The organism is Saliniramus fredricksonii (genome assembly GCF_900094735.1).
Classification (GTDB): domain Bacteria; phylum Pseudomonadota; class Alphaproteobacteria; order Rhizobiales; family Beijerinckiaceae; genus Saliniramus; species Saliniramus fredricksonii.
The window spans coordinates 311,468-327,426 of sequence record NZ_FMBM01000001.1; the positions used below are offsets into that span (position 1 = coordinate 311,468).

At 63.4% G+C, this 15,959-nt stretch carries 14 protein-coding genes and 2 pseudogenes; 13 read left to right on the plus strand and 3 right to left on the minus strand.

Annotation, left to right across the window (positions count from 1 at the left end; all coding sequences use genetic code 11):
- The first annotated feature begins 160 nt into the window (after positions 1-160).
- The 11 genes from GA0071312_RS01435 to GA0071312_RS01490 all read left to right on the plus strand — a co-directional run bounded on the left by GA0071312_RS01435 (position 161) and on the right by GA0071312_RS01490 (position 12,275).
- Positions 161-1,000, plus strand: a complete 840-nt coding sequence (locus tag GA0071312_RS01435) for a GntR family transcriptional regulator (RefSeq protein WP_238947051.1) — start codon at positions 161-163, stop codon at positions 998-1,000.
- On the plus strand, positions 997-2,406 hold the full coding sequence (leuC, locus tag GA0071312_RS01440; RefSeq protein WP_074443323.1) for a 3-isopropylmalate dehydratase large subunit: 1,410 nt from the start codon (positions 997-999) through the stop codon (positions 2,404-2,406). Before GA0071312_RS01435 ends, leuC begins: the two co-directional genes overlap by 4 nt.
- Positions 2,406-3,017 carry a 3-isopropylmalate dehydratase small subunit gene (gene leuD / locus GA0071312_RS01445; RefSeq protein ID WP_074443324.1) on the plus strand — a complete coding sequence of 204 codons (612 nt, stop codon included), beginning with the start codon at positions 2,406-2,408 and terminating at the stop codon, positions 3,015-3,017. Before leuC ends, leuD begins: the two co-directional genes overlap by 1 nt.
- Before the next feature lie 101 nt (positions 3,018-3,118).
- The gene (gene dctP, locus GA0071312_RS01450; RefSeq protein WP_074443325.1) at positions 3,119-4,132 is read left to right on the plus strand and encodes a TRAP transporter substrate-binding protein DctP; all 1,014 of its coding nucleotides are present in this window, start codon (positions 3,119-3,121) and stop codon (positions 4,130-4,132) included.
- Positions 4,133-4,206: 74 nt separating this feature from the next.
- Complete coding sequence (locus GA0071312_RS01455; RefSeq protein ID WP_074443326.1) at positions 4,207-4,725, plus strand: TRAP transporter small permease; 519 nt, start codon at positions 4,207-4,209, stop codon at positions 4,723-4,725.
- A complete protein-coding gene (locus GA0071312_RS01460) occupies positions 4,725-6,035 on the plus strand; it encodes a TRAP transporter large permease (RefSeq protein ID WP_074443327.1) in 1,311 nt (436 codons plus the stop codon). Before GA0071312_RS01455 ends, GA0071312_RS01460 begins: the two co-directional genes overlap by 1 nt.
- A gap of 361 nt (positions 6,036-6,396) precedes the next feature.
- Positions 6,397-7,515: an IS110 family RNA-guided transposase gene (locus tag GA0071312_RS01465; RefSeq protein ID WP_074443328.1), complete on the plus strand. Its 1,119-nt coding sequence runs from the start codon at positions 6,397-6,399 to the stop codon at positions 7,513-7,515.
- Between the two features lie 423 nt (positions 7,516-7,938).
- Positions 7,939-9,018 (plus strand): IS630 family transposase, encoded by a 1,080-nt coding sequence (locus tag GA0071312_RS01470; protein ID WP_074443329.1) that lies wholly within the window; start codon positions 7,939-7,941, stop codon positions 9,016-9,018.
- A gap of 5 nt (positions 9,019-9,023) precedes the next feature.
- Entirely contained in the window at positions 9,024-9,713 is a 690-nt protein-coding gene (locus GA0071312_RS01475) for a PLP-dependent cysteine synthase family protein (protein WP_074443330.1), read from the plus strand.
- Between the two features lie 654 nt (positions 9,714-10,367).
- On the plus strand, positions 10,368-10,952 hold the full coding sequence (locus GA0071312_RS19070) for an acyl-CoA dehydrogenase family protein (protein ID WP_165603931.1): 585 nt from the start codon (positions 10,368-10,370) through the stop codon (positions 10,950-10,952).
- 117 nt (positions 10,953-11,069) lie between these two features.
- Positions 11,070-12,275 (plus strand): IS256 family transposase, encoded by a 1,206-nt coding sequence (locus tag GA0071312_RS01490; RefSeq protein WP_074444054.1) that lies wholly within the window; start codon positions 11,070-11,072, stop codon positions 12,273-12,275.
- Positions 12,276-12,320: 45 nt separating this feature from the next.
- Here the strand turns inward: GA0071312_RS01490 and GA0071312_RS20530 are convergent.
- A pseudogene (locus GA0071312_RS20530) lies at positions 12,321-13,201 on the minus strand (IS630 family transposase); the annotation flags it as partial.
- Positions 13,202-13,224: 23 nt separating this feature from the next.
- Between GA0071312_RS20530 and GA0071312_RS01505 the strand changes: the two are divergent.
- Together GA0071312_RS01505 and argC are read left to right on the plus strand one after the other, a co-directional pair.
- Positions 13,225-13,731: an MFS transporter gene (locus tag GA0071312_RS01505; protein ID WP_074443335.1), complete on the plus strand. Its 507-nt coding sequence runs from the start codon at positions 13,225-13,227 to the stop codon at positions 13,729-13,731.
- Positions 13,732-13,823: 92 nt separating this feature from the next.
- A complete protein-coding gene (argC, locus tag GA0071312_RS01510; RefSeq protein WP_074444106.1) occupies positions 13,824-14,798 on the plus strand; it encodes an N-acetyl-gamma-glutamyl-phosphate reductase in 975 nt (324 codons plus the stop codon).
- Positions 14,799-14,853: 55 nt separating this feature from the next.
- Here the strand turns inward: argC and GA0071312_RS20430 are convergent, their stop codons facing one another.
- Both GA0071312_RS20430 and GA0071312_RS19305 read right to left on the minus strand, forming a co-directional pair.
- On the minus strand, positions 14,854-14,979 hold the full coding sequence (locus GA0071312_RS20430) for a hypothetical protein (RefSeq protein ID WP_275261945.1): 126 nt from the start codon (positions 14,977-14,979) through the stop codon (positions 14,854-14,856).
- Positions 14,951-15,273 (minus strand): annotated as a pseudogene (locus GA0071312_RS19305) (IS66 family transposase); the annotation flags it as partial. The gene GA0071312_RS20430 and the pseudogene GA0071312_RS19305, both read right to left, overlap by 29 nt.
- Positions 15,274-15,959 lie beyond the last annotated feature (686 nt).

Sequence of the window (15,959 nt, forward strand, 5' to 3'; positions counted from 1 at the left end):
GGCGCGGCGTTATCCTGTCTGGTTTATAATACAGATCATATCGTGATAAAAAAGACATTTTACGCAAGTCGGATGATACAAGATACTTGCATTCCTGCTTTTGCGGGATACCATGAGCGTTGCGAAATCCATGTCGGGCAGACGAGCGCGAGGGTGTCAGGTGGAGCAGGCAGGGGCGATTCTCACGCCGGATGGCGGCAAGGCGCAGCGGGTCTACCTGCTCCTGCGCGACGAGATCGTCAGCGGCACGCATGCTGCCGGTGCGGCTCTGCCGGGTGAGTTGAAGCTCGCCGAGCTCTTTGCCGTCTCCCGCGTCACCATTCGCCGCGCCCTTGACGGGCTGGTGGCGGACGGGCTGGTCGAGCGGCGCGCGGGCAGCGGAACGATCGTGCGCGCACGCGAGCCTCATCAGGCGATCACGGCGGATTTCGCCACGCTGATGCCGCAGGTCGTGGCCATGGGCCAGGCGACGACGGCGCGGCTTCTCGCCTTCTCCTATTGCACGCCGCCGCCCGCCATCGCCGAGGCGCTGCATCTGGGGCCGCAGGAGCGGGTGCAGCGGGCCGTGCGCGTGCGCATGATGGAGGGCGCGCCGTTTTCGCATCTCACCACCCATGTCCCCGAGGATGTGGCGCAGAATTATTCCGAGGCCGATCTCGCCACGACGCCGCTGTTTCGCCTGCTTGAGCGCTCCGGCGTGCGGGTCGATCACGCGACGCAATCGATCTCGGCGACGCTCGCCACGCCGGATGTCGCCGAGGCGCTCGATCTCGCCACCGGCGCCGCGCTGATCGCGCTCACCCGCGTCGTGCATGATGCGCAGGGCCGCGGCGTCGAACATCTGAGCGCACTCTACCGGCCCGATCGCTACCGCCTCGAAATGACCCTCGACCGGGTCGGCGAGCCCGGCGCACGGCGCTGGTTGCCCGTCACCACGCCGCAGCAGGGGATGAGTGCTGCCGGCAAGTCATCGATACAGAGCGGGGAGGCTGCCGAATGACTGCCCCTCTGACCCTGTTCGACAAGATCTGGCAGGCGCATGAAATCCATGCCCGCGAGGATGGCGCGTCGCTGCTCTTCGTCGATCGGCATTTCGTGCATGAGGGCTCCCACCACGCGTTCCGCAAACTGGCCGAGCGGGGCCAGGGCGTGGCGCAGCCGGATCTGACCTTCGGCGTGGCCGATCACTACGTCCCCACGCGCGGGCGCGGTCGGACGATCGCCGATCCCGCCATCGCGCGCATGGTCTCGACGCTGGAGGAGAATGCCCGCCGGCATGGATTCCGGCTGTTCGGGCTCGACGATCCGCGCCAGGGCATCGTGCATGTGGTGGGGCCGGAACAGGGGCTGACCCTGCCTGGTCTCGTGATCAATTGCGGCGACAGCCACACGGCCACGCACGGCGCTTTCGGCGTGTTCGGCTTCGGCATCGGCGCGACGGAAGTCGCCCATGTGCTCGCCACCCAGACGATCTGGCAAAAGAAACCGGCGCGCATGCGCATTCGTTTCGAAGGCGCGCTGTCGCCGGGCGTCGGGGCCAAGGACATGGCGCTGGCCTGGATCGCACGGCTCGGCACCGATGGCGGGCGCGGCGCGGCGATCGAATATGCCGGCTCTACAGTCCGTACGCTCTCCATGGAAGGCCGCATGACCCTGTGCAACCTCTCCATCGAGGGCGGTGCGCGCTGCGGCATGGTGGCGCCGGATGCCACCACCTTCACCTATCTGGAAAACCGCCCCTTCGCCCCGCAGGGCGCGGCGCGGGAACAGGCGCTCGCGGATTGGGCCGCGCTTGTCTCAGATCCCGATGCCGTCTTCGACCGCGAGGTGGTGATCGATGCGCAGGACATCGCTCCGATCGTCACCTGGGGCACCAGCCCCGAGGATGCGCTGCCGATCACGGAATCGGTGCCCGATCCGGCGCGGGCCGGTTCCGCATCGGAGGCGCAGCGCATTCGCGCAGCACTCGATTACATGGCTCTGCGCCCGGGCATGAACTTGTCCGAGATCGCCGTCGATCAGGTCTTCATCGGCTCCTGCACCAATGCCCGGATCGAGGATCTGCGTGCGGCTGCCGCCGTGCTGTCAGGGCGCCGGGCGCAGGTGCCCGGGATGGTCTCGCCGGGTTCGAGCCTCGTCAAGGCGCAGGCCGAGGCGGAAGGGCTCGACCGGATCTTCACCGAGGCCGGGCTTGAATGGGTCGCGGCGGGGTGTTCGATGTGCGTGGGCATGAACGGCGATATCGTCGCACCCGGCAAGCGCTGCGCCTCCACGACCAACCGCAATTTCCGCGGCCGTCAGGGGCCCGGCGCGCGCACACATCTGATGTCGCCGGTCATGGTCGCTGCTGCCGCCGTGACCGGGCATCTCGCCGATGTGCGCCCGATGCTCGCAGGGAGGTTGTGATGGCGGGATGGACGCGGCATCAGGGCCTTGCCGTCGGGCTGCCCTTCGAGAATATCGATACCGACCAGCTCATCCCCGCGCGCTTCATGTCTGCGCCGCGCTCGGAGGGCTACGGCAAGTTCCTGTTGCATGATCTGCGCCACGATGGCGATGGGGCGACGATCCCGGATTTCCCGCTCAACCACCCCGCCGCGACGGGCGCCTCGATCCTCGTCGCACGGCGCAATTTCGGCGGGGGCTCCTCGCGGGAGGCGGCGGTCTATGCGTTGGTCGATGGCGGCTTTCGCGTGGTGATCGCCCCGAGCTTCGGCGATATCTTCGCCGGCAATGCGGTCAATAACGGGCTCCTGCCCGCCCGCCTCACCGAGGCGGATGCGGATGCGCTGCTGGCGGCGATGCCGGGTGATCTCGCAATTGATCTGGATCGCTGCACCGTCACGGCGGGCAACATGGTCATCGATTTCGAGATCGATCCGGTCTGGCGCACCAAGCTGATCAATGGCTGGGACGATATCGATCTGACCCGCGCCCATGAACGCGAGATCAGGGATTTCATCGCGGCGCGGCGCGCAGCCCGGCCCTGGGCCTGGCCGCGCGAGGTGGGTGCGTAAGGGGATTTCGACCGGGGCCACGGCTCCGGCGCGGACGGGGAGCGCGATGGGCGCGTTCCTCATCAAGAACGGGGCGCAAAGCCCCTGACTGGGAGTAGACCATGAAACACGTTCTTGCAGGCGCCGCCGTCGGTATGGCTGCGCTGATGACTTCCGGAGCCATGGCCGAGCAGCGCATCAGCGCCGTGCACGCCTTTCCCGAAACCCTGATCTACACACAGAGCTTCCTCTCCTTCGTCGACATGGTCAACGAGCGCGGCGAGGGCGTGATCCAGATCGACGTGCGTGGCGGTCCCGAGGCGATCGGCATGTTCCAGCAGGCCGATGCGGTGCGCGACGGGATCGTTGATATGGCCTATTCGCCCGGCAGCTTCTATGCCGGCGCCTTCCCCGAGCGCGATGCGCTGGTGGCTTCCAACGTCACCGCGATCGAGGCGCGCGAGAATGGCGGCATCGATCTGGTCAACGAGATCCATCAGGAGAAGATGGGGGTCTATTATCTCGGCTGGTTCGATTCGGGCGTGACCTACAATCTGTGGACCGTCAACGAGCCCGCGCTCGATGCCGAGGGCAATCTCGACGTCTCGGGCATCCGCCTGCGCGGCAACCCGGTCTACAACGCCTTCTTCACCAACTATCTCGGCGCACAGGTGATCGATATCCAGACCACGGATGTCTATTCGGCGCTCGAGCGCGGCACTGTCGATGCCACGGGCTGGACCCAGATCGGCCTCGTCGATCTGCGCTGGGACGAGTTTCTGAACTACCGCATCGAACCCTCCTTCTTTTCCACCGATCTCGGCGTGATCGTCAATCTGGAGAGCTGGAACGAACTCACCCCGGAGGCGCAGGAAATCCTGCAGCAGGCGGCGATCGAGCACGAGCGCGCCAGCGTCGAGGCCCTGCGCGAGAAACGCGACGAGGACTTTGCCATTCTCGAGGAGCGCGGCATGACGACCTTCTCGCTCGAGGGCGACGCGGCGGCGCGCTATCTCGAAGCGGCCCGCGAGGAGACCTGGGCGCGCATGCGCGAGCAGATGGAAGAGCATCCGATGGGGCTCACCCATTACGATACGCTGATCGAGCGTTTCTACGATCTCGAAGCGGCGCAGTGAGCCGCGCCGGTATTTATCGCTGGGCACGCCTTGTGCCCGGCGAATTCCCCTGACAAATCTTCGAGGTGTGTTTCATGTCGGGCGCCTTGCGATGGGTCGTGCGCGGCTATGATGCCTTCGTCACGCTGATGGCGCTTGTGGCCGCCGCCATGCTCACATGGCTGATGATCTCGATCATCGTCAGCGTCGGCATGCGCAATCTCGGCCTCCAGCCGATGGCCTGGCTGTTCACCTCCTCCGAATACGCGCTGCTCTACATGACCATGCTCGGCGCGCCCTGGCTGGTGCGGCGCAAGGGGCATGTGCATATCGAACTCGTCACCGCCGCCCTGCCGCCAAAGCTGCGGCGGGCCCTGAGCCGGCTGGTCGCCTTCGGCTGCCTCGTCGTCTGCGCGATTCTCACCTGGAAGGGAATCGACCTCGTTCAACTCAACCTTGCGCGCAACGATTTCGACGTGCGTGCCTATTTCTTCCCGCGCTGGCTTCTGACCATCGCCTTTCCAATCAGTTTCGGCCTGATGGCCGTGGAATTCGCGCGTTTCGCCTTCGGGCGGGAATTGCTGCATTCCGGCGAAGCGGGGATCCACGAATGATGGAATGGTACGAGGCGCTCGCCCTGCTTCTCGGCACGATCATCGTCCTGATGGCGCTCGGCATGCCGGTGGCGCTCGCCTTTCTCGCTGCGAACATCTTCGGCGCGTGGATCTTCATGGGCGGCGAACGCGGCGTCATCCAGCTGCTCAATAACGGGCTGGGTGCGCTGACCTCGTTCGCACTGGTGCCGATCCCGCTGTTTCTCCTGATGGGCGAGGTGTTCTTCCATACGGGACTCGGCCGGCGCATGTTCAACGCCATCGACGGTCTGCTCGGGCGTCTGCCGGGGCGCCTGTCCTATGTGACGGTTCTGGGCGGGACGGGCTTTGCCACCCTGTCGGGATCATCGATGGGCGCCACCGCCCTCCTCGGCTCGCTGCTGGTGCCGGAGATGAACCGGCGCGGCTACAAGAACAACATGTCGATCGGGCCGATCCTCGGCACGGGCGGGCTCGCCATCATCATCCCGCCCTCGGCGCTCGCGGTGCTGCTGGCGACGCTGGCCAAGATCGATATCGGCGCGCTTCTGATCGCGGGAATCATACCGGGTCTCCTGCTCGCGAGCCTCTATCTTGCGACGATCTGGATCCAGACGAAGATCGACCCGAGCGCCGCGCCGCCCTATGAGGTGGCGCCGCTCACGGGTCGCGAGAAGCTTGTGCTGATCGCCCGCGACATCCTGCCGATGGTCGGCGTGATGATCGTGATCGTCGCGATGATGATGGGCGGGATCGCCACGCCTTCGGAGGCGGCCGCCTTCGGCGCACTTGGCGTGATGATCCTCGCGGCGATCTTCCGCAGCCTGACCTGGCAGGCCCTGAAGCGTTCCCTCGAAGGCGCCCTCAGGGTCACGCTGATGGCCTATCTGATCGTCTTCGGCTCGGCGACGTTCAGCCAGCTGATGGCCTTTTCAGGCGCCTCGCGCGGGCTGATCAACTGGGCGACGGGTTTCGATCTTGAGCCGGTCTTCATGCTTTTGGCGATGTTCGCGGTGCTGCTGGTGCTGGGCATGTTCATGGAGCAGATCTCGATGATGCTGCTCACGGTGCCGATCTTCTTCCCGCTGGCGCTGAGCCTCGGTTACGATCCGATCTGGTTCGCACTGATCATGCTGCTCGCGCTGGAGATCAGCTTCACCACGCCGCCTTTCGGGCTGCTGCTCTTCGTGATGAAGGGCGTCGCTCCCGCGGGCACGACCATGCGCGACATCTATCTCGCGGCAATCCCCTTCATCTTCTGCTCGCTGATCCTGGTTGGCCTCCTGATCCTGTTTCCGTGGATCGCCTTGTGGCTTCCGCAGGGATTCTAGCGCGACGCCCTTCCTTGTTGAATCGCGGTGGGGGATTCCCAAATCGGTGATGAACTGATCCATTGTCGCCACGACGGAAATCGGGACGGCGATGATGGGAAAATCACTTTCGATGGATTTGCGGGCGCGGGCGCTTTCGGCGGTTGATGGCGGCCATAGGGACATCCCCATGGCTCGCACTTCAACAGGCTGGCTGACAAGGCGGCGCTCACCCTAGGCGTACGGGCAAAAATCGCATCATGTGAATTCTAGACGTTATGACCGTGGTGCGAGGGGCGGCCCGCCCTTAGCCTTTGCGCGCTTGAGCATACGGGGGTTGCTCGAATGGCCGAGCCGAGCCCCAAGCAAAGGAGGGCGGACCATGGGAGAGGATAGCATCGTCTACGTCGGTGTCGATGTTTCGAAGAACAAGCACGCCATCGCGGTTGCGGAGGGCGGTCGCACAGGCGAAGTGCGGTATTTCGGCGAGATCGAGACAACGCCGGCCTCTGTCGAGCGCCTCGTGCGCAAGCTGGAGAAGAGGTACGGGCGCCTGCACGTCTGCTACGAAGCGGGCCCGACGGGCTATGGCCTGCATCGGCAGATCACCGCTATGGGGCACGTCTGCGAGGTCGTCGCACCCTCGTTGATCCCGAAGCGGGCTGGCGAACGGGTGAAGACGGACCGGCGGGACGCGGTCACCCTCGCGCGGCTGCTGCGTGCGGGCGAGCTGACGGGCATCTGGGTGCCCGACGACGTGCACGAGGCGATGCGCGATCTCGTGCGCGCCCTTGAAGCGGCGAGCGATGACCTGCGCAAGAAGCGCCAGCAGCTGCAGTCCTTTCTCCTGCGCCACGGCCGGATCTTCACGGGCCGGAAGCACTGGAGCGCCGCCCACATACGCTGGCTTGCCGCCCAGAAATTCGAGCCTTCGGCCCAGCAGATCGTCTTCCAGGATTACGTCGACGCCGTGCGCGACGCCCGCGAGCGGCTCGAGCGCTTCGACACTCACATCGAGGAGCTGGTGCCGGCATGGTCAATGGCGCCGCTGGTTGCCGCCTATCAGGCCATGCGCGGCGTCTCAATCCTCGTCGCTGCTACTTTCGCCGTCGAGGTCGGCGACGTCCGCCGCTTCGATAGTCCACGCCAGCTCATGGCCTTTCTCGGCCTGGTGCCCTCCGAGCGCTCGACTGGCGAGAGCGTCAAGCGCGGCGGCCTCACGCTCGCCGGCAATCGTCGGGCCCGCCGCGTTCTTGTCGAGGGCGTCTGGAGCTATCGCCATCCGGCGCGCGTCACCGAGACGATCCGCAAGCGCCTGGAGAACCTGCCCAAGGCCGTGCGCGACATAGCCTGGAAGGCGCAGGTCCGTCTGAGCAAGCGGTATCGCCGGATGACGACAGGTGGCAAGAAAGGCCCGGTTGTAATCGCCGCGATCGCCCGCGAGATGGCCGCCTTCCTCTGGGCGATTGGCCGCGAGGTCGAGCCGCGCCCGATTGCATAACGGAGGACCCGATGGTCACAGCACCGATCGCTCAGTCGACAACATCGGTGTCTCGGGCCCCACCGGGATTGTGACCGCTGATGCCAATTGCGGCAGCGAGGCGACGGGACGTCCACGGTGGGGAACTCCCGTATCCACTATGTGGCCGAGCACCAGCTCGACGCCCGACGCTAGACAGGGATGGCCCGAGACGGATTACGGAAGTGCGGTAACCAACCTGCGGATAAGAGCTTGATCGACCGTCGTCTTCAGGACCGTCCCGTCACCTCGCTGCCGATCAACGACGATCAGATCCTGCGCAGGGACGCGGGGCACGAGCCGCTTGATCTTTACCCTTGACCACGGTCATAAGAGTGGATTGACCGATACATATGCGTCCTGAATCAGGAATCCATTTGAGCGTGTCGCGTGCGAGTCTGCGGCATGCTAACAGGAATTTCCATCACGCTCAGCGACGACGACAGACGCCGTCCTGAGGCCATCACCGCAGACCGCAACGCGCCGCAGAAGCATGTTTGGCGCGCCCGGATCGTGCTGCTGAGCGGGGACGGCGCCGGCACGAACGCGATCATGGCCGCGACCGGCACGGCGAAGACCACGGTCTGGCGGTGGCAGGAGCGATATATGGCGGAGGGCCTCGACGGCCTTCTCCGCGACAAGACCCGACCGCCCGGCAAAGCGCCGGTCCCGGACGAGCGCGCTGCGAAGGTTGTCGAAATGACGCTGAAGCCGCCACCACACGAGGCCACCCACTGGACTGCGCGGGCGATGGCGAAGGCCACCGGCCTCGCTGTCTCGACGGTGCAGGGGATCTGGAAGTCGCATGGTCTGGCGCCGCACCGCTGGCGCAGCTTCAAGCTCTCCAACGATCCCGCCTTCGCCGGGAAGCTTCACGCCATTGTTGGGCTCTACGTCGCACCGCCCGCCCATGCCGTCGTCCTCAGTTTCGACGAGAAGTCCCAGATCCAGGCGCTTGACCGCACACAGCCGGGCCTGCCGATCAAGAAGGGCCGCGGCGCGACCATGACCCATGACTGCAAGCGCCACGGCACGACCACGCTCTTCGCCGCGCTGAACGTCCTGACCGGCGAGGTGTTCGGCCGAAACATGCAACGCCACCGGCATCAGGGGTTCATCCGCTTCCTCAACGCCCTCGAACGCGACATCCCGGTCGGGAAGGTCATCCACGTGATCATCGACAATTATGCCGCTCACAAGCACGCCAAGATCCGCGAATGGCTTGCGCGCCATCCCCGCTGGACCTTCCACTTCACGCCCACCTCCAGTTCCTGGCTCAACGCCGTCGAGGGGTTCTTCGCCAAGCTCACCCGCAGGCGCCTCAGGCATGGCGTATTCCGCTCAGTCACCGAATTGCAGGCCGCCATCAACCGGTTCATCGCCGAGCATAACGAGCAGCCCAAGCCGTTTGTCTGGCGAGCCGACCCGAACGCCATCATCGCGGCACGCTCACGAGGGTTCCAAGCGTTGGAGTCAATGCAGTAGTATACGTGTCAAAGGGTTACCCCCTTCTCATCGTGACGGCGGATGCCTTCAGCGAAGAAAAACCGAACCATATGCGCGCGCTCGGCGCCGAACTGATCCTGATCCCGAGCAATGGGGGAGGGAGCACCAAGGCGTTGTTTACGGAAATGATCGAGAAGGCGCGCGAGCTCAGCGAATTGCCGGATACCTATGGCACCGATCAGATGAACAATCAGGACATGCTCGCCGGATACAATAAACTGGGCGAGGAAATCTGGCAGCAGACCGGCGGGCATATATCCGCTTTCGTGCATTCCGTCGGGAGTTGCGGATCATTGCGCGGCGTCGCCACCGAGTTGCGAAGGTGCGATCCGAATATTTCGGTGATTGCGGTTGAACCGACAGAATCTCCCGTTCTGTCGGGCGGTCAACCGGGCAGTCATTCGATCGAGGGGATGGGAGCGGGATTTATCGTCAATCATTGGGACCCGGATCTGGCCACGGAAATCGTCACGGTATCGACCGCGGAAGCCTTCGCAGGCGCCCTCTCTCTGGTGAAAGCGGAAGGCATATTCGCCGGGCCATCTTCAGGGGCCAATCTGGTCGCCGCGCTGCGCGTCGCCAGGCAGCTGCCACCGGATGCGGCGGTCGTCACCCTTCTTCCGGACTCCGGGTTCAAGTATCTCAGCACGCCGCTTTACAAGCAGACCGGCTGACCCGGAGCCCTCTTGCCTGTACCGCGTACCCCTCAACACCGGTGAATTGAATTGTCCGAACCGCGCCTGAATCCAGATCCAATTCCAAGGGAACGACCGGACCCGATCAGATCTTTTCGCTCCCGCGTTGTTTGACCTCGCCTCAGCACGTTCCCCCTTCCTGCACCGGGACGCAAGCAAGACCAAGGACCTCACGATGACGATCGCTCCGACACTCGATACGCTTCGGGCAAGTTTGCCCGGCCTGTGCGAAGAAGCACGTCGCCGCGGGCGGGAATTCGAGGATTCTCGGCAGCTTGCCGATGACTTTACGGACCGGCTGAAAGCTGCGGGCGCCTATCGGATCTTGTACCCGTCCGAGTTCGGTGGCCTCGGGGGGGCGCTTGTCGACTGGTTCGATATGGGTCTGGCGCTTGCCGAAGCCGATGCCTCGACCGGATGGACGGTGATGCATGGTGCCGGTGCCAATGCAATTGTCCAGTCACTCGGGGACCGTGGCTTTGCCAGGGACGTCCTCTCCGATCCCGGCGCATGCTGCGCGTGGAGCAACGCGCCATCTTCGGTCCAGGCGGAGAATACGGCCGACGGTCTTCGCATCAGCGCACGTTGGAGTTATGTGACAGGTTGCATGGCCGCGACCTATGTCGAGGTCTCGTGCCGCTGGCCGATGAAACCGGCGCCATTCGGCCCGTGGCTGCGCTCGTCCCGGCCTCTTCTGCACGCATCGATACGACCTGGGACGCCATGGGTCTTTCGGGGACGGGCAGTCATGACGTTATCCTTGAAGATGTGACGGTTCCTTATCGAAACACCTTCGAATGGCCGGATGGGAAGGCGATCGGTGTTTTTCCCTGGGCCATATGCTCGCCCGGAATATGGTTCATTTCGACCTCTGCCACGGTCGTTCACCTGGGACTGGCGCGACGCATGATCGATGAAGTACGGCGTGAACTTGGTGGAAGAAGAGACCGCCACTCGCAGCAGCCCTTGCTTTCACATCCCGCCATTCTGCGCGTGCTGGAGAGAGCCGAGGGCACTTTGCAGCTGGCGACCGCCGGAATGCGCACGACGCTTTCCGAGCTGTGGGAACGCGGGAAGACGGGGGTACCGCTTTCCGAGGCTGAGCGTCTCATGGCACGCAACACGACAACGGCAGGCGTTTACCTCGGCACGGATCTCGCGCGGGCCGTATTCGACGTCGCAGGCACCTCGGCAATCCGGCGCGGCGGAGAATGGTAGCGTCCAAGGAGCTGGTGTAATTTCAGTGCCGTCAACGGTGTGATCCTGGGTGGCCATCGAGGTGTATGGTCGAGGTGGAGTTTGCTGACTTCAACCCCGGACCACATGGAGACCCCGATGACCAAGACGAACATGGACCTGTCCGAACTTCTGGCCAAGCACGATCAGGGAGACTTTCTGCGCAGCGTTGCCGAGGCCGTCCTGCAGCTGATCATGGAGGCGGATGTCGAAGGCCTGATCGGCGCTGGCAAGCACGAGCGCAGCGGCGAACGCACAACGTGGCGTAACGGGTATCGAGAGCGCGCTCTCGATACCCGTCTGGGCACGCTGAACCTGCGGGTTCCCAAGCTGCGTCAAGGCAGTTACTTCCCGGGCTTTCTCGAAGCGCGCAAGACCTCGGAACAGGCGCTGGTGGCCGTCATCCAGGAGGCGTGGATCAGTGGTGTCTCGACCCGTCGCGTCGATGAGCTGGTGCAGGCCATGGGGCTGAGCGGCATTTCGAAGAGCACGGTGTCGAAGCTGTGCAAGGACATCGACGAACGTGTCGGCGAGTTCCTGAACCGCCCGCTCACCGGCGAATGGCCCTATCTCTGGCTCGACGCCACCTATCTGAAGGTGCGCCAGGGCGGACGGATCGTACCAGTCGCCGCAATAATCGCCGTGGCCGCCAACACCGAGGGACGCCGTGAGATCATCGGCCTCGGTATCGGCCCGTCCGAGGCCGAGACATTCTGGACCGAGTTCCTTCGATCCCTGCGCGTTCGCGGCCTGGGGGGCGTCAGACTGGTCATCAGCGACGCGCATACAGGCCTCAAAGCCGCCATCGCCCGGGTCTTCGAAGCAACCTGGCAACGCTGTCGCGTCCACTGGATGCGCAACGCCCTGGCCCATGTCTCGCGTGGTCAGCATACTGTCGTCGCCGCTGCCATCCGACAGGCCTTCGATCAACCCGACCGCACCCATGCCGGCGAAACCTGGCGCAAGGTCGCAGAGCAACTGCGCCCGCGCTGGCCAAAACTGGCCGATCTCATGGATGCCAGCGAGCACGACGTGCTGGCCTACATGTCATTCCCGCGCCAGCATCGCACCAAACTGCACAGCACGAACCCAATTGAACGTCTGAACAAGGAGGTCAAGCGACGCGCCGACGTCGTCGGGATCTTCCCCAATGAAGCATCCATCATGCGTTTGATCGGCGCCGTGCTCTTCGAGCAGAATGACGAATGGCAGACATCAAGCCGCTACATGATGGTCGAGGCATTCGCACAGATCGACAAGGAGGAGATCGATCCCATCCTCAGCATAACCACAAAAGCCGCCTGATCATGACCTCAGGCCATCCAGAAAATTACACCAGCTTGACGGACGCGACCTTGGCGGCAGCGGCAGGAGGGTGATGTTTTGCGGGATCTCGAGGCCTTTGGCCATGTGCCATCCGGCCTGATCGAGAATGAGGATGGCGTGTTTGCCCGGGGCGACTGCGGCGGCGATCTCCACGAGATGAAGGTTCATGGCTTTTGTGTCGCAGCGCGGCAGGACGAGAGCCGCCCCTTTTCCCTCCTGCGGGCAGATCGCCCCGAAGATGTAGGTCGAGGCGGTGCGCTGATCGTGCGGCGCCGAGGGGCGGGTTCCGCGCTTGGCCCAGCGTCGGGTGATCTTGTTCTTCTGGCCGATGCGGGCCTCGTCGGCGAACCAGACCTCTATGTCATCGGGCGCGAGGCTCTGGTGGGCGGCGATTTCGTCCAGGCGGGCGGGGAAACTTTTTTAAAATCCTCGATGGTATGCGTGTCCTGCGCATGATGGCGCGGCCTCGCCGAGAGCTTGCGATAGCCCATCTTGCGCAGGGCCCGGCTCACCGTGTCCTCGCTCGCTGCGATGCGGAACTCCTCGTAGAGCCATTGCGCGAGATCGACGATCCGCCAGCGCACCACGCCATGGACGGACGGGATCGGTCCTTCGTCCACCCGCCGTGCCAGGGCCGCCAGATGATCGGGGCCGAGCAGAGGAGCCTTGCCCGGCGCCTTGCGGTCGACGAGCCCCTCCGGTCCCTCTCGGTTGAACCGCTCAACCCAGTCGCGGACGATCTGCGCCGTCACGCCGCCGAGCCGGGCCGCCTCCGCCCGGCTCGATCCCTCATAGATAGCCGCGATAGACAGAAGCCGGCGCGTTTGCGCCCCATCCTTCGAGCGCCGCGCCGCCGCACGGCAGCGTTCCGCGTCAAAATCATCCCGCAAGGGCAAAGCAGCCATGGCGAACTCCTCCGTTCGCCACCTTGAATCTGATTTGCGCCTCGGAGGGAATCCCCCGAGTCAATTTCAATGCGGATTGGTATTACGGGCTTCTTTCGGCGGTTAACCTTGGAGGCATGATCCTCGCCGGATATCTATCGGATCGCGTAGACAAGGTCTTCCTGCTTTCCTCGATTTACGCATTGCGCGCGGCCACGTTCGTCATTCTTATGATGCTGCCTGATCTGACGATCGAATGGCTGTTCGTCTTTGCTGTCATGTTCGGCGTCGTTGATTATTCAACAGTCCCGGTCACCGCAGGCCTGGTCGCTTCGCATCTGGGTGTAAAGGTCATGGGCGTGGCAATGGGCTTGTTGTCGGGCGGGCATGCTCTGGGTGCCGCTGCAGGTGCTTTCGTGGGCGGGTACCTTTTTGACGGTTTCGGAAGCTATGTATACGTATGGTTCACCGCCTCGGCGCTATCAGCACTTGCTGCAGTGTTCGCCATTTATGTGCCGCGCGAGACCATCGGCCTTGGAAAGGTGGCGTGATGATGGCGGCGTTCATTTGCGATTTGACCCGGACCGGCGCAGTCAGTGCCTTGGCCTTGGTCTTTCACTGATCCTGAAGAATGGAAATCAAGATGAGCATTCGCGTCGGAATTGTCGGAATCAGTGGGTTTGGCGGAGGCGAGGCGCTGCGCCTGATCGCGGGCCACCCGCATTTCGAGCTGGTCTACGCTGCGGGTGAAGGAAGCGCTGGCAGCCGTTTGATCGATCACTTCCCCGGGTTGCCGGGCAAGCTCGCCGAGTTGGTGATCGAGAGGTGGGACCCCGTGGCCTTGCCCGAGATTGACGTGCTGTTCGCTTCGTTGCCGACAGGCGCATCGGCCGACGCGTTGGCGCGCGTCTCCAGGGACGTAAAGATCGTCGATATTGGCGGAGACCACCGCTATGTCGATGGCTGGACCTATGGACTGGCAGATGTCTGGCCAGATGAAATTAAAGGCCAGACCCGCGTTGCCAACCCGGGCTGTTTCCCGGTGGCCACACAAATCGCCTTGGCGCCGTTGCTGGTCAACGGTTTGATCGAACCGGGAAACATCGTAGTCGATGCAAAGACGGGCATCTCCGGTGCAGGCCGGGGAGGAGGAGGCGGGTTCTCCTTTGCGGCGAATAACGAGAATCTCGTGCCTTACGGCTTGCTGAGGCACGTCCACATGCCGGAGATGACAACGACGATAGAGCGGCTGAGCGGCGCAAGCGCCGCCGGATTGGTGTTTGCGCCGCATCTGGTGCCCATGACCCGCGGCATCCTCGTCACCATGTACTGCCGTGGCAGTGCGACCACAGATCAGTGTCTGGACGCCGCCCGGCGCTTCTACAACAATAGTGCCTTCGTGCGCGTCATCGACAAGCCGCCGCAGACCAAATGGGCAAGCGGTTCGAACCTTGCCTTTGTCAGCTATGCTGCCGATCCAGAGCGCAACCTGGTGATCGCACTGGGCGTGGTTGATAACCTCGGCAAAGGGGCGGCCGGCCAGGCGGTGCAGAATGCGAACCTGATGTGTGGCCTCGCGGAAACCGCGGGGCTAGAGGGCTTGCCCATCTGGCCATGAACGTTCGATTTAGCAAATGAGTTTTGAAACGCCCGTGGTTTGCCGGCAACTGTAATCAGATTTCCGGGGCTGCGCGGTCGTCGACGCCGTTTGCGAGCATCGCGCTGACCACGCTGAGGAGCTTGCGGGCAGCCGCAGTGATGGCCGCCTCGACCGGCTTGATCTCTCCACTTGCGAACATATGTCCACTGGGGGCCTGTCACTGTCTTGCCCTTGGCGAGCACCGGAACCGTGGTGTCGTCGCCGTGCAGCCGCTGCGCCGCGCAGACTTCGACCTTGCACAGACGTGGGCCTCGACAAGATCGTGGACAGGCCGCGGCACCGACCTGGTCGGCGGCGGTGGAGAGGCTCACCTCCAGGCCCTCGCGGGCGAAGCGCTCGCATTGGCGGTTCAGCGGCTGATGCTGCCCAAGATTTGCTATGCGGACCTTCGGTTCTCGAAGACGATGCTCGCGGGCAGGTTCGGTCCCGCCCACCTGCCATAGTGATAGCCATAGGGACATCCCCATGGCTCGCACTTCAACAGGCTGGCTGACAAGGCGGCGCTCACCCTTAGGCGTACGGGCAAAAATCGCATCATGTGAATTCTAGAGCCCGGTGCGGCGATGCTTGCAGATTTGCTTAACCTCGGCCTGCACCAGCTCTTCGCGTTTTGCGAGCATCAAAAAACCTTCTCGCGCTGGGAGATTGACTTGACTGCTGCAAGCGATCAGCGATCCGCACTGCCGTACCGGCGGCTAGCGACCAGATAATGTTACACCGTTTTGATTCGCCGCCCCAATCCCGTCCCAATGAAGACCGAATCAACCCGCGACAAGCCTAAGTCATTGAAAACGTTGGTAGCGGAGGAGGGACTCGCTACTCCCAATGCGTATGCCCCGGAAAATGAAGGGGTTTTTCAACGGTTCTCATCAGCTCGAACCATCACATTGATACTACGCCATCCAGCCGAGCGGTCAACATCGATCGATCGGCCCGCCGGGTGGTCGGCACCGAACCATATCCGGTGGGTAGACCGAAATCATTTTACGATAGAGCGTGAGGTGGCCGTCCTGCCGAGCGAAGAACCGGGCAACCAAAACTTAAAACAATCTTTGATAAATATATTCTGACGGAATGACGATGTAAGAAAATTAAACCTAACAGGTACTTTGGTTGAAA

Bases quoted from the DNA above. Each gene is read 5' to 3' on its own strand.
- leuC (WP_074443323.1), top strand. From the start codon at position 997: ATGACTGCCCCTCTGACCCTGTTCGACAAGATCTGGCAGGCGCATGAA.
- leuD (WP_074443324.1), top strand. From the start codon at position 2,406: ATGGCGGGATGGACGCGGCATCAGGGCCTTGCCGTCGGGCTGCCCTTC.
- dctP (WP_074443325.1), top strand. From the start codon at position 3,119: ATGAAACACGTTCTTGCAGGCGCCGCCGTCGGTATGGCTGCGCTGATG.
- GA0071312_RS01455 (WP_074443326.1), top strand. From the start codon at position 4,207: ATGTCGGGCGCCTTGCGATGGGTCGTGCGCGGCTATGATGCCTTCGTC.
- GA0071312_RS01460 (WP_074443327.1), top strand. From the start codon at position 4,725: ATGGAATGGTACGAGGCGCTCGCCCTGCTTCTCGGCACGATCATCGTC.
- GA0071312_RS01465 (WP_074443328.1), top strand. From the start codon at position 6,397: ATGGGAGAGGATAGCATCGTCTACGTCGGTGTCGATGTTTCGAAGAAC.
- GA0071312_RS01470 (WP_074443329.1), top strand. From the start codon at position 7,939: ATGCTAACAGGAATTTCCATCACGCTCAGCGACGACGACAGACGCCGT.
- GA0071312_RS01490 (WP_074444054.1), top strand. From the start codon at position 11,070: ATGACCAAGACGAACATGGACCTGTCCGAACTTCTGGCCAAGCACGAT.
- argC (WP_074444106.1), top strand. From the start codon at position 13,824: ATGAGCATTCGCGTCGGAATTGTCGGAATCAGTGGGTTTGGCGGAGGC.
- GA0071312_RS20430 (WP_275261945.1), bottom strand. From the start codon at position 14,979: ATGTTCGCAAGTGGAGAGATCAAGCCGGTCGAGGCGGCCATCACTGCG.